Annotated in this window: 13 protein-coding genes; 11 read left to right on the forward strand and 2 right to left on the reverse strand. The window is 65.2% G+C overall.

The features are described from left to right. Positions 1–43: 43 nt before the first annotated feature. From dnaK to OEL49_RS00545, 3 genes are all read left to right on the forward strand, one after another. A complete protein-coding gene (gene dnaK, locus OEL49_RS00535) occupies positions 44–1,975 on the forward strand; it encodes a molecular chaperone DnaK (protein WP_205229871.1) in 1,932 nt (643 codons plus the stop codon). A 98-nt stretch (positions 1,976–2,073) separates the two neighbouring features. Continuing rightward, on the forward strand, positions 2,074–3,213 hold the full coding sequence (gene dnaJ, locus OEL49_RS00540) for a molecular chaperone DnaJ (protein ID WP_287873735.1): 1,140 nt from the start codon (positions 2,074–2,076) through the stop codon (positions 3,211–3,213). Between the two features lie 139 nt (positions 3,214–3,352). After that, the gene (locus OEL49_RS00545) at positions 3,353–4,498 is read left to right on the forward strand and encodes an ABC transporter substrate-binding protein (protein WP_014238097.1); all 1,146 of its coding nucleotides are present in this window, start codon (positions 3,353–3,355) and stop codon (positions 4,496–4,498) included. A 98-nt stretch (positions 4,499–4,596) separates the two neighbouring features. Here OEL49_RS00545 and cysS read toward each other — a convergent pair whose 3' ends face one another. Beyond that, the gene (cysS, locus tag OEL49_RS00550; protein ID WP_152088938.1) at positions 4,597–5,973 is read right to left on the reverse strand and encodes a cysteine--tRNA ligase; all 1,377 of its coding nucleotides are present in this window, start codon (positions 5,971–5,973) and stop codon (positions 4,597–4,599) included. 274 nt (positions 5,974–6,247) lie between these two features. On the opposite strand from cysS, the gene OEL49_RS00555 reads away from it, so the two are divergent. The 8 genes from OEL49_RS00555 (at position 6,248) to recQ (ending at position 14,191) form a co-directional block, all read left to right on the forward strand. Next, positions 6,248–7,414, forward strand: coding sequence for a L,D-transpeptidase Cds6 family protein (locus tag OEL49_RS00555; protein ID WP_287873737.1), 1,167 nt, complete (start codon positions 6,248–6,250; stop codon positions 7,412–7,414). Then, positions 7,414–8,715, forward strand: a complete 1,302-nt coding sequence (locus tag OEL49_RS00560; RefSeq protein ID WP_287873738.1) for a L,D-transpeptidase family protein — start codon at positions 7,414–7,416, stop codon at positions 8,713–8,715. Before OEL49_RS00555 ends, OEL49_RS00560 begins: the two co-directional genes overlap by 1 nt. Then, positions 8,715–9,290 carry a peptidylprolyl isomerase gene (locus OEL49_RS00565; RefSeq protein WP_014238101.1) on the forward strand — a complete coding sequence of 192 codons (576 nt, stop codon included), beginning with the start codon at positions 8,715–8,717 and terminating at the stop codon, positions 9,288–9,290. The genes OEL49_RS00560 and OEL49_RS00565 overlap by 1 nt, the downstream gene beginning before the upstream one ends. 110 nt (positions 9,291–9,400) lie before the next feature. Continuing rightward, positions 9,401–9,892, forward strand: coding sequence for a peptidylprolyl isomerase (locus tag OEL49_RS00570; protein ID WP_014238102.1), 492 nt, complete (start codon positions 9,401–9,403; stop codon positions 9,890–9,892). Between the two features lie 48 nt (positions 9,893–9,940). Next, complete coding sequence (locus OEL49_RS00575; protein ID WP_287873740.1) at positions 9,941–10,699, forward strand: UDP-2,3-diacylglucosamine diphosphatase; 759 nt, start codon at positions 9,941–9,943, stop codon at positions 10,697–10,699. 286 nt (positions 10,700–10,985) lie between these two features. Continuing rightward, positions 10,986–11,264, forward strand: a complete 279-nt coding sequence (locus tag OEL49_RS00580; protein ID WP_287873741.1) for a hypothetical protein — start codon at positions 10,986–10,988, stop codon at positions 11,262–11,264. Positions 11,265–11,273: 9 nt separating this feature from the next. Then, on the forward strand, positions 11,274–12,239 hold the full coding sequence (locus OEL49_RS00585) for a TerC family protein (RefSeq protein WP_014238105.1): 966 nt from the start codon (positions 11,274–11,276) through the stop codon (positions 12,237–12,239). Between the two features lie 122 nt (positions 12,240–12,361). After that, complete coding sequence (gene recQ, locus OEL49_RS00590) at positions 12,362–14,191, forward strand: DNA helicase RecQ (protein ID WP_287873742.1); 1,830 nt, start codon at positions 12,362–12,364, stop codon at positions 14,189–14,191. A 120-nt stretch (positions 14,192–14,311) separates the two neighbouring features. On the opposite strand, the gene OEL49_RS00595 is transcribed toward recQ, so the two are convergent. Continuing rightward, complete coding sequence (locus OEL49_RS00595) at positions 14,312–14,968, reverse strand: HD domain-containing protein (RefSeq protein ID WP_287873743.1); 657 nt, start codon at positions 14,966–14,968, stop codon at positions 14,312–14,314. Positions 14,969–15,046: the final 78 nt, after the last annotated feature.

Below are 15,046 nucleotides of genomic sequence, written 5' to 3' on the forward strand. Positions count from 1 at the left end.
GGCCGAAGGCCCCCACCGCCGCCACTCTGAAAGGACACGAAACATGGGCAAGATCATCGGTATCGACCTGGGCACCACCAACTCCTGCGTCGCCATCATGGAAGGCGGCCAGCCCAAGGTCATCGAAAACTCTGAAGGCACCCGCACCACCCCCTCCATCGTCGCCTATGCCGAAGACGGTGAAGTGCTGTGCGGCGCCCCCGCCAAGCGCCAGGCCGTGACCAACCCGCGCAACACCCTGTTCGCGGTGAAGCGCCTGATCGGTCGCCGCTTCGAGGAAAAGGAAGTGCAGAAGGACATCGCCCTGATGCCCTACAAGATCGTCAAGGCCGACAACGGTGATGCCTGGGTGGACGTGCGCGACAAGAAGATCGCCCCGCCCCAGGTTTCCGCCGAAGTGCTGCGCAAGATGAAGAAGACCGCCGAGGACTACCTGGGCGAGGAAGTGACCGAGGCCGTCATCACCGTGCCCGCCTACTTCAACGACAGCCAGCGCCAGGCCACCAAGGACGCCGGCCGTATCGCCGGTCTGGAAGTGAAGCGCATCATCAACGAACCCACCGCCGCGGCCCTGGCCTTCGGCATGGACAAGAAGCAGGGCGACAAGAAAATCGCCGTGTATGACCTGGGTGGCGGCACTTTCGACATCTCCATCATCGAAATCGCCGAAATCGACGGCGAGCACCAGTTCGAAGTGCTGTCCACCAACGGCGACACCTTCCTCGGCGGCGAAGACTTCGACCAGCGCCTGATCGACTACATCGTCACCGAATTCAAGAAGGAACAGGGCGCCGACCTGTCCAAGGACGTGCTGGCCCTGCAGCGCCTGAAGGAAGCCGCCGAAAAGGCCAAGATCGAGCTGTCCTCCTCCCAGCAGACCGAAATCAACCTGCCCTACATCACCGCTGACGCTTCCGGTCCCAAGCACCTGACCCAGAAGATCACCCGGGCCAAGTTCGAATCCCTGGTGGACGACCTGGTGGAACGCACCATCGCTCCCTGCGCCACCGCGCTGAAGGATGCCGGCATCAAGGTCAGCGACATCGACGACGTGATCCTGGTGGGCGGCCAGTCCCGCATGCCCAAGGTGCAGGACAAGGTGAAGGAGTTCTTCGGCAAGGATCCCCGCAAGGACGTGAACCCGGACGAAGCCGTGGCCGTCGGCGCTGCCATCCAGGGCGGCGTGCTGCAGGGTGAAGTGAAGGACGTGCTGCTGCTGGACGTGACTCCCCTGTCCCTGGGTATCGAAACCCTGGGCGGCATCATGACCAAGCTGATCCAGAAGAACACCACCATCCCGACCAAGGCCAGCCAGGTCTTCTCCACCGCCGACGACAACCAGAACGCCGTGACCATCCACGTGCTGCAGGGTGAGCGGGAAGTGGCTTCCGGCAACAAGAGCCTGGGCCAGTTCAACCTGTCCGACATCCCGCCGGCCCCCCGCGGCATGCCCCAGATCGAAGTCACCTTCGACATCGACGCCAACGGCATCCTGCACGTCTCCGCCAAGGACAAGGCCACCGGCAAGGAAAACAAGATCAAGATCCAGGCCTCCTCCGGCCTCTCCGAGGAAGAAGTGCAACGCATGGTGCGCGATGCCGAGCTGCACGCCGAAGAGGACAAGAAGGTCCATGAGCTGGCCGATGCCCGCAACCAGGCCGACGGCATGGTGCACATGACCAAGAAGTCCCTGACCGAGTACGGCAAGGAGCTGTCCGACGAGGAAAAGGCCGCCATCGAAGCCGCCATCAAGGAAGTGGAAGACGCCGTGCGCGGCACCGACAAGGCCGAGATCGAAGCCAAGACCCAGGCCCTGGCCGCCGCCGCCCAGAAGCTGGGCGAGAAGATGTACGCCCAGCAGCAGGCTACCGGCGGCGCCCCCGGTGCCGAAGCCGGTGCAGCTTCCGGCGGCGAGAAGACCGTGGAAGGCGACGTGGTGGATGCCGAGTTCACCGAGGTGAAGGACAAGAAGTAATCTCCTCTTCCGGTCCGACCATGGGTCGCAAGGACGTGCAAAGCCAGGCCGGAAGGCCCCTTTGCACGCTTTGCGGCCATGCCTTTTAGAGAGCTGAAATGGCAAAAAAAGATTTTTACGAAGTCCTCGGCGTCAATCGGGATGCCAGCGACGACGAGATCAAGAAGGCCTACCGCAAGCTGGCCATGAAATTCCATCCGGACCGCAATCCGGATAACCCCAAGGCCGAAGAGCAGTTCAAGGAAGCCAAGGAAGCCTACGAGATCCTCTCCGACGGCCAGAAACGGGCTGCCTACGACCAGTACGGCCACGCCGGGGTCGATCCCCAGGCCGGCGGCTTCGGCGGGAGCGGCGGCTTTGGCGGCGGCGGTTTCGGCGATGCCTTCGCCGACATCTTCGGCGACATCTTCGGCGGCCGTGCCGGCGGTGGCGGCGGTGGCCGTTCCAACATCTACCGCGGCGCCGATCTGCGCTACAACCTGGAAATCAGCCTGGAGCAGGCGGCCAAGGGGACGGAAACCAAGATCCGCATCCCCACCATGGAAGTCTGCGACACCTGCAGCGGCTCCGGTGCCAAGAGCGGCACCCAGCCCAAGACCTGCCCCACCTGCCAGGGCAGCGGCCAGGTACGGCTGCAGCAGGGCTTCTTCTCCATCCAGCAGACCTGTCCCAAGTGCCACGGCACCGGCCGCATCATTCCCGACCCCTGCGGCACCTGCCACGGCGCCGGCCGGGTCAAGCAGCACAAGACCCTGTCGGTGAAGATTCCGGCCGGGGTGGACGAAGGCGATCGCATCCGGCTTGCCGGCGAAGGGGAACACGGCGTCAATGGCGGCCCCCCGGGCGACCTTTACGTGCAGATCCACCTCAAGGCCCACTCCGTCTTCCAGCGGGACCACAACGACCTGCATTGCGAGATGCCCATCAGCTTCACCACCGCCGCCCTGGGCGGGGAAATCGAAATCCCCACCCTGGACGGTGCCGCCAAGATCAAGATCCCGGCGGAAACCCAGTCGGGCAAGGTCTTCCGCCTGCGCGGCAAGGGCATCAAGGGCGTGCGCAGCCATGTGCACGGCGACCTGCTGTGCCACGTGGTGGTGGAAACCCCGGTCAATCTCACCGAGCGCCAGAAGGAACTGCTGCGGGAACTGGAGGAGATCAGCCAGGGCGATTCCGCCAACCACAATCCGAAAGCCCAGAGCTGGATGGACAAGGTGAAGGATTTCTTCGGGCAGTAGTCCCGGAGACAAACCAGGGCGGCCTCCGGGCCGCCTTTTTTTCGGGCCGCAAAGCCAGGCGGCGTCTTGCAATCCGGCCCGACCAATGCCATAGTCCTCCCCCACAACACACCACAAAATGACGCTCAAGGAGGGAAAAATGAAGCGCTTTCGTCACCGTCTGGCATCCCTGTTAATGGCCTCCTGCGCCCTGCTGTCCGGCGCCGCCATGGCAGAGAACGGGGTCACCGACAGCACCATCACCCTCGGCATGTCCGCCCCCTTCTCCGGCCCCAACGGCATCTACGGCACGGAAATGCGGGAAAGCATCACCGCCTACTTCGAGCAGATCAACAAGGGCGGCGGCATCAACGGCCGCAAGCTGGAACTGGTTTCCCTGGACGACGGCTACGAGACCGACCGGGCCGTGGCCAATACCAAGAAGCTGATCCACGACGAAAAGGCCTTCGCCCTGCTGGCCTTCTACGGCTCCTCCCCCACCACTGCCGCCATGGAAGTGTTCTCCGGCGCCAAGGTGCCCCTGGTGGGCACCATCTCCGGCGCCGAAACCCTGCGCAACCCGGTGAACCGCTACATGTTCAACGTGCGCGCCAGCTATGCCAACGAAACCGATGCCATCGTCAGCCAGCTGGCCTCCCTCGGCCTGAAGAACATCGCCGTCTTCTACCAGAACGACGGCTTCGGCAAGTCCGGCTTGGACGGCGTCACCGCCGCCCTGAAGAAGCACGGCCTGGCCCCCTCCGCCGTCGGCACCGTGGAACGCAATTCCCTGGACGTGGCCAAGGCGGTGGAAGCCATTTCCAAGGTCACGCCCCAGGCCGTGATCATGGTCACCCTGTACAAGCCCACCGCCGAGTTCGTGCGCCAGATGCGCAAGCACGGCCAGAACCCCCAGTTCATGACCCTCTCCCCGGTGGGCGCCGACCTGCTGGTGAAGGAACTGGGCAACGACGCCCGGGGCATCGGCATCTCCCAGGTCATGCCCTATCCCTGGAACGACTCCAACCCCCTGGTGCGGGAATACCGCAAGCTGATGACCACCATGGGCAAGCAGAGCCAGTCTCCCTACTACGGCGTCGAGGGCTATGCCATGGCCAAGGTCATGGTGGAAGGCATCAAGCGAGCCGGCAAGGACCTCACCCGGGACAAGCTGACCACGGCCCTGGAAAGCATGGGCAGCTATGACCTGGGCGGCTACCGGGTCAGCTACTCCACCAGCGACCACAACGGTTCCCGCTTCGTGGACCTGACGGTGATCGGCAACGGCGGCAAGGTCCTGCGCTAGACCGACCAAGCATAGAAAAAGCCCGCCGATGGCGGGCTTTTTTGTTTCCCCCGTTCCCGACGGGAGGCGGATACGAAAGAGCGGAAGACGGCCCGGCTTCAGGCCCTGCGCCAGGTGGTGCCCTGGGCGGAGTCCTCGAGCACGATGCCGGCAGCCAGCAGTTCGGCCCGCAGACGGTCGGCCTCGGCAAAGTTCTTCGCCTTCTTGGCATCGATGCGGGCCTGGATGCGGGCCTCGATCTCCGCCGGGCTGAGGCCATCGGCCGCATCCGGCGTGGCGCCCTGCAGGAAGGCCTGGGGATCGCGCTGCAGCAGCCCCAGCACCCCGGCCAGGGCCTTCAGCTGGGCCGCCACGGCTGAGTCCTTGCTGCGATTGGCCTCGTTAGCCAGGTCGAACAGCACCGCCAGGGCTTCCGGCGTGTTGAAGTCGTCGTCCATGGCCGCCTGGAAGCGCTGGGCATGGGCCTCGTTCCAGTCCACCGCCACCGCTTCCGCCGGCGCCGCCTTGAGGGCGGTGTACAACCGGGTCAGGGCCTGCCGGGCGTCGTCCAGATGGGCGTCGGAATAGTTGAGGGGGCTGCGGTAGTGGGCGCGCAGGATGAAGAAGCGCACCACTTCGGCGTCGTACTTCTTCAGCACGTCGCGGATGGTGAAGAAGTTGCCCAGGGACTTGGACATCTTCTCGTCGTCCACTCGCACGAAGCCGTTGTGCATCCAGTAATTGACGAAGGTGCAACCGTGGGCCCCTTCGGACTGGGCAATCTCGTTCTCGTGATGGGGGAACTGCAGATCCTGGCCGCCGCCGTGGATGTCGAAATGCTTGCCCAGCAAATCGGAGCTCATGGCCGAGCACTCGATGTGCCAGCCGGGACGGCCGGCGCCCCAGGGGGATTCCCAGGCGGGCTCACCTGCCTTGGCGTGCTTCCACAGCACGAAGTCCAGGGGGTCCTGCTTGGCCGAATCCACTTCCACCCGCTCGCCGGCCCGCAGGTCGTCCAGGGACTTGCCGGAGAGGCGGCCGTAACCGGGGAACTTGCGCACCGAGAAATTCACGTCGCCGTCGGCGGCCTTGTAGGCCAGGCCGTTGGCTTCCAGCTGGCCGATGAGACCCAGCATCTGGGGCACGTACTCGGTGGCCCGGGGTTCGTGGGTGGGCTTCTGCACGCCCAGGGCGGCGGCATCCTCATCCATGGCCGCGATGAAGCGGTCGGTCAGCTGGCCGATGGTCTCGCCGTTTTCCACGGCCCGGCGGATGATCTTGTCGTCGATGTCGGTGATGTTGCGGACGTAGGTCACGTCCAGACCGCTGGCCCGCAGCCAGCGATAGACGGCATCGAATACCACCAGCACCCGGGCGTGGCCCAGGTGGCAGAAATCGTAAACCGTCATGCCGCAGACATACATTTTCACCTTGCCGGCTTCAATGGGGACGAATTCCTGCTTTTCCCGGGCGATGGTGTTATAGATTTTCAGCATGGGCAGAAAGAAAAATGGGGATTATCGGATGGGCAAAAGAAAGGGCGGGAGCTTACCCGCCCGACGGCAGGCCTGGACACAAGCGGCAACTGCCGTGGAACCCGGGGGGCGGACGGCGCCGAAATTCACCAGGTCGATGGCCCGGCAACTTCGCTCCGGCGCCCTTCTTTGTTAGAATCGGGCAGTTTTGCGAAAAGCCTGAAAAAAGCCGTTCGGCGTTCGCTTCGGCATATGCAAAACACCGTCAAATCGTCCGAGAGAGTATAACACAACGATGGGTTCCCACTTTTCGCCAGCTGCCCGCCTGCCGCGCCATTCCAGCCGTTCCCGGCTGCTTCCGGCCCTGCTGATCGGCGCCCTGATCGGGCTCGGTTCCGCCAACATTTCCCTGGCGGCCGACGTTGCCATCACCGATATCCAGAAGATGGTCAGACAGGGACAGAACGCCCAGGCCCTGGAAAAAGTGGATGCCTACATCGCCACCCGTCCCAAGGACGCCCAGGGACGCTTCCTGCGCGGCATCATCCTCACCGAGCTGAATCGCAACAATGAGGCCATCGCGGTCTTCACCAAGCTCACCGAGGATTTCCCGGAACTGCCGGAGCCCTACAACAACCTGGCCGTGCTCTACGCCCAGCAGAAGCAGTACGACAAGGCCCGCACCGCCCTGGAAATGGCCATCCGCACCCATCCTTCCTACGCCGTGGCCCACGAGAACCTGGGCGACGTCTATGCCAAGCTGGCCAGCCAGGCCTACGACAAGGCGCTGCAACTGGACTCCTCCAATGCCCACGCCCAGTCCAAGCTGTCCCTGATCCGCGAAATGATCGGCTCTTCCCGGGCTCCCGGCGGCAAGGTACCCGCTGCCGCCGCGCCTGCTGCCGCTCCGACGCCAGCCCCTGCCCCGGCGCCTGCTGCCGCCGCCCCGGCGCCGACCCCGGCTCCCGCCCCCGTCCCGGCCGCTGCTGCGGCCAAGGCACCGGAAGCGGCCAAGGGCACGCCGGCCAAGGTCACCGTGCTGGACAAGCCGGAGAAGGAAAAGCCCGCCGCCGAACCGGCCAAGGCCGAAAAGCCCGCTCCTGCAGCCGCCAAGGCTGAAGCCGCCGACGAAGGCGCCGTCACCAAGGCCGTGCAGAACTGGGCAGCCGCCTGGTCGCGCAAGGACGTGAAGGGCTATCTCTCCTTCTACGCCCCCGATTTCCAGGCCCCCGGCGGCAACCGCAAGGCCTGGGAGAAGGAACGGGCCAGCCGTATCGACAAGCCCGGCAAGCTGCAGGTATCGGTCGAGGACATCAAGGTCAGCCAGAACGGCGACAAGGCCACGGTGCGCTTCAAGCAGAATTACACCTCCGCCACGCTCAAATCCTCCGCCGCCAAGACCCTCGTGCTGCAGCGTAGCGGTGGCAAATGGCTGATCCAGCAGGAAAAAGTAGGTAGCTGATGTCCTTGATGTACACCCGGGGCAACTCCGGCCGGCGCTTCCGCCGCACCGTAGTTGCCCTGATCGTTTTGGTTGCCGCCGGCGCCGCCTGGAAGGCCAATGCCCTGTGGCGCTACAAGCACGGCAACGGCAGCAGCGAGGCCGACCTTTCCCTGCCGGCCGACGGCGCCACCTATTCCGATTCCGGCGCCGGCCTGCAAGGCCCGGAGCCCATGCTGGCGCGCATTTTCGACGAGATCGAACGCAACCGGCTGGACAAGGCCCTGGTCCTCACCGACACCCTGCTGGAGCGCTTTCCCAAGTTCCGCCTGGGCCACCTGATCAAGGGCGACCTGCTGCTGGCCCGTACCCGGCCCCTGGAAACCTTCGGCAACGCCCCCGGCGCCCCCCAGGACAAGCTGGCGGACCTGCGGGCCGAGGCCATGGTGCGTCTGCGCGGCTACAAGGACAAACCCCAGGCCGACGCGGTGCCCCGCTACCTGATGCAGATGGTGCCGGAGCAGAAATACGCGGTGGTGGTGGACACCCAGAAGTCCCGGCTCTACCTCTACGAGAACGACCTGAAGGCTGGCCGCCCCCGCTTTGTCGCCGACTACTACATCACCCAGGGCAAGCTGGGCGCCGAGAAATTCCGCGAAGGCGACAAGAAGACCCCCATCGGCGTCTACCACGTCACCTCCAGCCTGCCCCGGGAGAAGCTGGCCGACCTCTACGGCAGCGGCGCCTTCCCCATCAACTACCCCAACGAGTGGGACAAGCAGCAGGGCCGCAACGGCCACGGCATCTGGCTGCACGGCACCCCCTCGGACACCTTCTCCCGCCCGCCCCGGGCCTCCGACGGCTGCGTCGTGCTGGCCAATCCGGACCTGGACGCCCTGGCCAAGAACCTGCAGGTGGGCCTGACCCCGGTGATCATCAGCAATTCCGTGGAATGGCTGTCCCTGGACGACTGGAACAAGGAACGGAACGAGCTGAACAAGAAGATTGACGCCTGGCGGGCCGACTGGGAGAGCAAGGATGTGGACAAGTTCCTCTCCCACTACTCCGCCAGCTTCAAGAACGGCCAGCAGAACCTGGCGGATTTCGCCCAGCAGAAGCGCCAGGTCAACGCCAGCAAGGAATGGATCAAGGTCAAGCTGACCGGCATGTCCATGTTCCGCGCCCCGGACAAGGAAGACTACGTGGTGGTCACCTTCGAACAGGACTACCGCAGCAACAACCTCAACAACCAGATGAAGAAACGCCAATACTGGGTGCGGGAAAACGGCACCTGGAAAATCATCTACGAAGGAGCCGCCTGATGTTCAAATCCCTGCACCGCGCCGCCGCCGGCCTGCTGCTGGCCCTGGTCGCCCCCCTGGTCCTGGCAGCCAATCCCCAGGTGGAAATCCAGACCAACCAGGGGCGCATCGTCCTCGAGCTGTATGCGGACAAGGCGCCCAAGACCGTGGACAACTTCCTGCAATACACCAAGGACGGCTTCTACGACGGCACCATCTTCCACCGGGTCATCGACGGCTTCATGATCCAGGGCGGCGGCTTCACCCCGGACATGACCCAGAAGGCCACCCGGGCGCCCATCGAGAACGAGGCCAAGAACGGCCTGAAGAACGACATCGGCACCATCGCCATGGCCCGCACCAACAATCCCCACTCCGCCACGGCCCAGTTCTTCATCAATCTGGTGGACAACCGCAACCTGGACTATCCCTCCTTCGACGGCTGGGGCTACACCGTCTTCGGCAAGGTGCGCGAAGGCATCGACGTGGTGAAGAAGATCGGCCAGGTGCGCACCGGCAACCAGGGCGGGCACCAGAACGTCCCCGCCTCCCCGGTGGTGATCCAGTCCGTCAAGCTGCTCCCGGAAAAGAAATAAACCCGGCGGGCCCGTCCCGCCACCCTCACCCCCGGCCCCTCGTTGCGAGGGCGAGGGGCAATTCGGGCGTCGCCAGCGGCGGCGTCCACCCAGCATCGAAAGGCAAGCTCATGATCAAACTGCACACCAACTTCGGCGTCATCGGCCTGGAACTGGATGCCGAAAAGGCCCCGGAAACCGTGAAGAACTTCATTTCCTACGTGGAAGCCGGCCACTACGACAACACCATCTTCCACCGGGTCATCAACGGCTTCATGATCCAGGGCGGCGGCTTCGAGCCCGGCATGAAGCAGAAGGACACCCAGGCCCCGATCAAGAATGAGGCCGACAACGGCCTGAAGAACGACGTCTACACCATCGCCATGGCCCGCACCAACGATCCCCATTCCGCCACGGCCCAGTTCTTCATCAACGTCAAGAACAACGATTTCCTCAACCACACCTCCCCCTCCGCCAGCGGCTGGGGCTACTGCGTCTTCGGCAAGGTGGTCGAAGGCACCGAGGTGGTGGATCAGATCAAGGGCGTCAAGACCGGCCGCAGCGGCTTCCACCAGGACGTGCCGGTGGAAGACGTGATCATCGAACGCGCTGAAGTCGTCTAAGCAGCCCGCCGTACCGGGGCGCGAGCCATCATCACACCCTCGCGCCCCATGCTCTACTTCATCTCCGATCTCCACCTCTCGCCGGCAGTCCCGGGCATCACCGCCCTCTTCCTCGACTTCCTGGCCTCCCTGCCCGGCCGCCAGGCCAGCAGCCTCTACATCCTCGGCGACTTCTTCGACCACTGGGTCGGCGACGACGACTGCACCGATCCCTACAACGCCCGCATCATCGCCGCCCTGCGCCAGGCCGCCGACCAGGGCATCGAACTCAATCTGCTGCACGGCAACCGGGACTTCCTCCTGGGTCAGGACTTCGCCACCGCCGCCGGCCTGCGCCTGCTGCCCGACCCCTATGTGCTGTCCGTGGTCACCTGGCAGTTCGTCCTCAGCCACGGCGACATCCTGTGCACCGACGACAGGGACTACCAGGACTTCCGCACCCAGGTGCGCGGCGCGGCCTGGCAGGGCGAGTTCCTGGCCAAGCCCCTGGCGGAACGCAAGGCCATCGCCGCCGCCCTGCGCCAGCGCTCCGAAGCCATCAAGGCGGAAAAGCGGGACGGCGCCGACTACCTGATGGACGTCAACGCCGTCACGGTGGAAGACTTTCTGCGCGACAACGGCTACGCCACCCTGATCCACGGCCACACCCACCGCCCGGACCGCCACGACCACATCGTGGACGGCATCCATTGCGAGCGCTGGGTCCTCGCCGACTGGCGCCAGGACGCCAGCCGGGCCTGGGGCGACTGCCTGGTGTGGGACGGCGAGACCCTGCAGCGGGAAAGCCTGCAACTTCCCCTGGCCTGATCCGCCACGGGGCGGCCTGCGTAATAACCACAAGCCCCTCGGGGTTGACCAAAGCGCCCATCCCCCGTAAATTCAACTCCGCGATCCCACGAAGGGGAGTAGCTGAACCGCCGGAAGTCGTCAGTACGGGAATGAAAGTTCCCCGGCCCGGTGGGTGGTTCCAGAGGCGCGACATCCAGAGCGCCGACGCAACCCAAGCGAGACCTTTGCCGCCAACGGCAAAGGTTTTTTGCGTTTACGGGCGGCGAGGATCGGTTAATCTCGATCTTATGCAAAAGGAACCGTCATGAAAAAGCTGCTCTCGCTCCTCTTCTTCAAGCTCCGTCTGGCCCTCCTGGCCGGCATCGGACGCTTCGTCATCCTCCCCATTTTCAAGGCCCTCTTCTCAGCCATTGTCCGCCGCCTGGCGCGCCAGGCCGACGCCGTGCGCCGCGCCCAGGCAGAAGCGGAACCGGCCTTCGCGCCGGCCTACGCCCGGGCCTCCAGCGCTCCCCGCCAGCCCGTCACCCTGAACGGGGAATGGCGCCGCATCGACCCGGCCAGCGACCGCCGGCAGAACTGGTAAGGAGGCGCCATGGCTGAAAGCATCGGCAACCTGTGGTGGTGGGTCGGCTTTGCCGTCTTCGTCGTCGTCGCCATCGTGGTGGACCTGGTGGCCCTGGAAAAGAAGGGAGGCCGGGCCGTTACCGCCCGCCAGGCCCTGGCCTGGTCGGCCCTGTGGGTAAGCCTGGCCCTCATTTTCTGCGCCATCCTGTGGGGCTGGCTGGACCACAGCGTGGGCAGGGAAGTGGCCAACCTGAAGGCCACCGAGTTCCTCACCGGCTACCTGATCGAGAAATCCCTGTCGGTGGACAACATCTTCGTCTTCCTGATGATCTTCACCGCCTTCGTGGTACCGGCGGAGCAGCAGAAGAAGGCCCTCATCGTCGGCGTCATCCTGGCCGTGGTGCTGCGGGCCGTCATGATCCTCATCGGCGCCTGGCTGATTTCCCAGTTCAGCTGGATCCTCTACGTCTTCGGCGCCTTCCTGCTCGTCACCGGCATCAAGATGGCCCTGCCCGGCGAGCATGAGCCGGACATCGAGCAGAATCCGGTGCTCAAGTGGATGCGCGGCCACCTGAAGATCCTGCCCCAGTACGATGGCGACCGTCTGTCGGTGTGGAAGGACGGGGTGCGCTGGTTCACGCCCCTGTTCGTGGTGGTGGTGCTGATCGGGGTCACCGACGTGATCTTCGCCGTGGATTCCATTCCGGCCATTTTCGCCGTGACCACGGACCCCTTCATCGTCATGACCTCCAACATCTTCGCCATCCTCGGCCTGCGGGCCCTGTACTTCCTGCTGGCGGACATGGCCTCCCGCTTCCACCTGCTCAAGTACGGTCTGGCGGCGGTGCTCTGCTTCATCGGCGTGAAGATGCTGATCGTCAAGTGGTTCCACATCCCGGTGTTCGTCTCCCTGGGCGCCGTGGCCGGCATCCTGGCGGTCTCCATCGTCGCCTCCCTGCTGCGGCCGGAGCAAGCCACGGCCGGGAATCGGTAGCAGGAGGGGCCTGGCTAGGCGTGCCGCCGCAGGCAGTACACGGAGTACGGCAAGGCGGCACAACGACGCCAGGCACCTGCTGATGCCGGTTCCCCCCATGGGCCGTGAGATAATCGCGGCCCATGGAAACCAACACCCACACCGCCGCCCTGGAAATCCTGCACCGGGTTTTCGGCTACACCGCCTTCCGCGGCAGCCAGGGCGACATCGTCGGCCACGTGGCCGACGGCGGCGACGCCCTGGTGCTGATGCCCACCGGCGGCGGCAAATCCCTCTGCTACCAGATTCCCGCCCTGCTGCGCCACGGCTGCGGCGTGGTCATCTCGCCCCTGATCGCCCTGATGCAGGACCAGGTGGACGCCCTCACCCAGCTCGGCGTCAAGGCGGCCTACCTCAATTCCACCCTGGACTGGCAGCAGGTACAGGAAGTGGAGCGGCGCGTCCTCTGCGGCGACCTGGACCTGCTCTACGTGGCCCCGGAACGCCTGCTCACCGACCGCTGCCTCTCCCTGCTGGACAAGCTGGAAGAGGACAAGCGCCTGGCCCTCTTCGCCATCGACGAAGCCCACTGCGTCTCCCAGTGGGGCCACGACTTCCGCCCCGAATACCTGCAGCTCTCGGCCCTGCACAACCGCTACCCGGATGTGCCCCGCATCGCCCTCACCGCCACCGCCGACACGGCCACCCGGGAGGAAATGCGGGTGCGCCTGGGGCTGACCGAAGCCCGGGTCTTCGTCGCCAGCTTCGACCGGCCCAACATCCGCTACCTCATCGTCGAGAAAGATAATCCTCGCAAGCAGCTGCTCGGCTTCCTCGCCAACCATAAGGGCGAGGCCGGCATCGTCTACTGCCTGTCGCGCAAGAAGGTGGAAGAGACCGCCGCCTGGCTTACGAGCCAGGGCATCCCCGCCCTGCCCTACCACGCCGGCCTGCCGGCCGAGGTGCGGGCCGACAACCAGCGCACCTTCCTGCGGGAAGAAGGCATCACCATGGTGGCCACCATCGCCTTCGGCATGGGCATCGACAAGCCCGACGTGCGCTTCGTCGCCCACCTGGACCTGCCCAAGAGCCTGGAAGCCTACTACCAGGAAACGGGCCGGGCCGGCCGCGACGGCGAACCGGCCGAAGCCTGGATGGCCTACGGCCTGCAGGACGTGGTGCTGCAACGCTCCCGCATCGAGGATTCCGTCGCCCCGGAAGAACAGAAGCGCCTGGAAGCCCAGAAGCTCAACGCCCTCCTGGCCTACGCCGAATCCCCCCGCTGCCGCCGGGTGGTGCTGCTCGACTACTTCGGCGAAGCCAGCGAGCCTTGCAACAACTGCGACGTCTGCCTCACCCCGCCGGAACTGTGGGACGGCACCGTGGCCGCCCAGAAGGCTCTCTCCGTGGTCTATCGCACCGGCCAGCGCTTCGGCGTGGTGCACCTCATCGACGTGCTGCGGGGCAAGGTCAGCGACAAGGTCAAGCAGTGGGGCCACGACGCCCTGCCCACCTTCGGCGTCGGTGCCGACCTGGACGACGGGGCCTGGCGCGCCGTCTTCCGCCAGCTGGTGGCCGGCGGCATGCTCACCGCAGACCTGGCCGAACACGGCGCCATGAAGCTCACCGATGCCGCCCGCCCGGTGCTGAGAGGCGAACAGACCCTGCAGATGCGCCGCCACGTGGCGCGCAAGGGTGGCAGCAGCAAGAGCCGCAGCGAGCGGGCGCCGACCAAGCTGGACGACATGACCCTGGAAGACCAGTCCCTGTTCGAAGACCTGCGCCAGTGGCGCGCCGCCACCGCCAAGGAACAGGGCGTGCCGGCCTACGTCATCCTGCACGACAAGACCTTGAAGGAACTGGCGGAAGAACGGCCCACCACCCGGGATCAGCTGATGAACATCTCCGGCATGGGCACCGCCAAGCTGGAACGCTACGGCGACGACCTGCTGGGCATCATCCGGGCAGCCTGAGCCGTCCGGGTGGCGGCGATGGATTCAAACGCTACTGCCCGATGAGGCAATAGGGACGCCACTCTTCGGCATGGCAAGGCCGGGAGCGGCGTCCAGCCTGCCTCCCAGGCCACCCCACTTTCAGGAACTGCTACCGGTTCCCCACTCGGCCACAAAGTCCGCCTGGAATTGCCGCAGCCATTGCAGCCTTTCCTCCCCCAGGCGGCGACCTGCCGCCGTCTGCATGGTGGCCGGCAGGATCGCCAGCTTCACCTCGATGTGGTCCAGGGCGTAGGCCTTGTCGTCCAGCTCCCGCGCGGCCCCCAGCGGGTCGCCGGCATGGGCCAGAGCCGAACCCAGACGCCCCGCCGTGTAGAACAGCCGGGCCAATCCCACCGCTCCCAAAGCATCCAGCCGGTCCGCATCCTGGACGATCTTGGCTTCGATGGTGGTGGGCGCGATGCCCGCCGAAAAACTGTGGGCCTCGATGGCATGGGCCACGGCGGCCAGTTTCTCTGCCGGAAAACCGGCTTCCCTGAGTTTTTCCACCGCCAACTCCGCCGCCAGGGTGGAGGCTCTGGAGCGGTCCGGGTGGTTCTTCGGCAGATTGACCAGATCGTGCAGATAGCAGGCCGCCATCACCACCAGGGCATCGGCCTCGGCATGGTCCTGCAGCAGGGTCTGGGCGGTCTGCCAGACCCGGTGCAGGTGGTTGAGGTCGTGGGCGCCGTCGTCATGGCTGTCGGCAATGGCGAGAGCGGCAAGGTGGCGAGACCAGTCGCCGGATGATTCACTCATTGAAGGCACATTCAGGACAGTGAAGGCGCCATTCTAAGGCCCCGGCAGCATGGCCGGAGTCATGCCCCGCCCGGGCCT

The sequence above is a fragment of the Azospira sp. genome (assembly GCF_030247495.1).
Lineage (GTDB): Bacteria > Pseudomonadota > Gammaproteobacteria > Burkholderiales > Rhodocyclaceae > Azospira > Azospira oryzae.

Bases quoted from the DNA above. Each gene is read 5' to 3' on its own strand.
- dnaK (WP_205229871.1), top strand. From the start codon at position 44: ATGGGCAAGATCATCGGTATCGACCTGGGCACCACCAACTCCTGCGTC.
- dnaJ (WP_287873735.1), top strand. From the start codon at position 2,074: ATGGCAAAAAAAGATTTTTACGAAGTCCTCGGCGTCAATCGGGATGCC.
- OEL49_RS00545 (WP_014238097.1), top strand. From the start codon at position 3,353: ATGAAGCGCTTTCGTCACCGTCTGGCATCCCTGTTAATGGCCTCCTGC.
- cysS (WP_152088938.1), bottom strand. From the start codon at position 5,973: ATGCTGAAAATCTATAACACCATCGCCCGGGAAAAGCAGGAATTCGTC.
- OEL49_RS00555 (WP_287873737.1), top strand. From the start codon at position 6,248: ATGGGTTCCCACTTTTCGCCAGCTGCCCGCCTGCCGCGCCATTCCAGC.
- OEL49_RS00560 (WP_287873738.1), top strand. From the start codon at position 7,414: ATGTCCTTGATGTACACCCGGGGCAACTCCGGCCGGCGCTTCCGCCGC.
- OEL49_RS00565 (WP_014238101.1), top strand. From the start codon at position 8,715: ATGTTCAAATCCCTGCACCGCGCCGCCGCCGGCCTGCTGCTGGCCCTG.
- OEL49_RS00570 (WP_014238102.1), top strand. From the start codon at position 9,401: ATGATCAAACTGCACACCAACTTCGGCGTCATCGGCCTGGAACTGGAT.
- OEL49_RS00575 (WP_287873740.1), top strand. From the start codon at position 9,941: ATGCTCTACTTCATCTCCGATCTCCACCTCTCGCCGGCAGTCCCGGGC.
- OEL49_RS00580 (WP_287873741.1), top strand. From the start codon at position 10,986: ATGAAAAAGCTGCTCTCGCTCCTCTTCTTCAAGCTCCGTCTGGCCCTC.
- OEL49_RS00585 (WP_014238105.1), top strand. From the start codon at position 11,274: ATGGCTGAAAGCATCGGCAACCTGTGGTGGTGGGTCGGCTTTGCCGTC.
- recQ (WP_287873742.1), top strand. From the start codon at position 12,362: ATGGAAACCAACACCCACACCGCCGCCCTGGAAATCCTGCACCGGGTT.
- OEL49_RS00595 (WP_287873743.1), bottom strand. From the start codon at position 14,968: ATGAGTGAATCATCCGGCGACTGGTCTCGCCACCTTGCCGCTCTCGCC.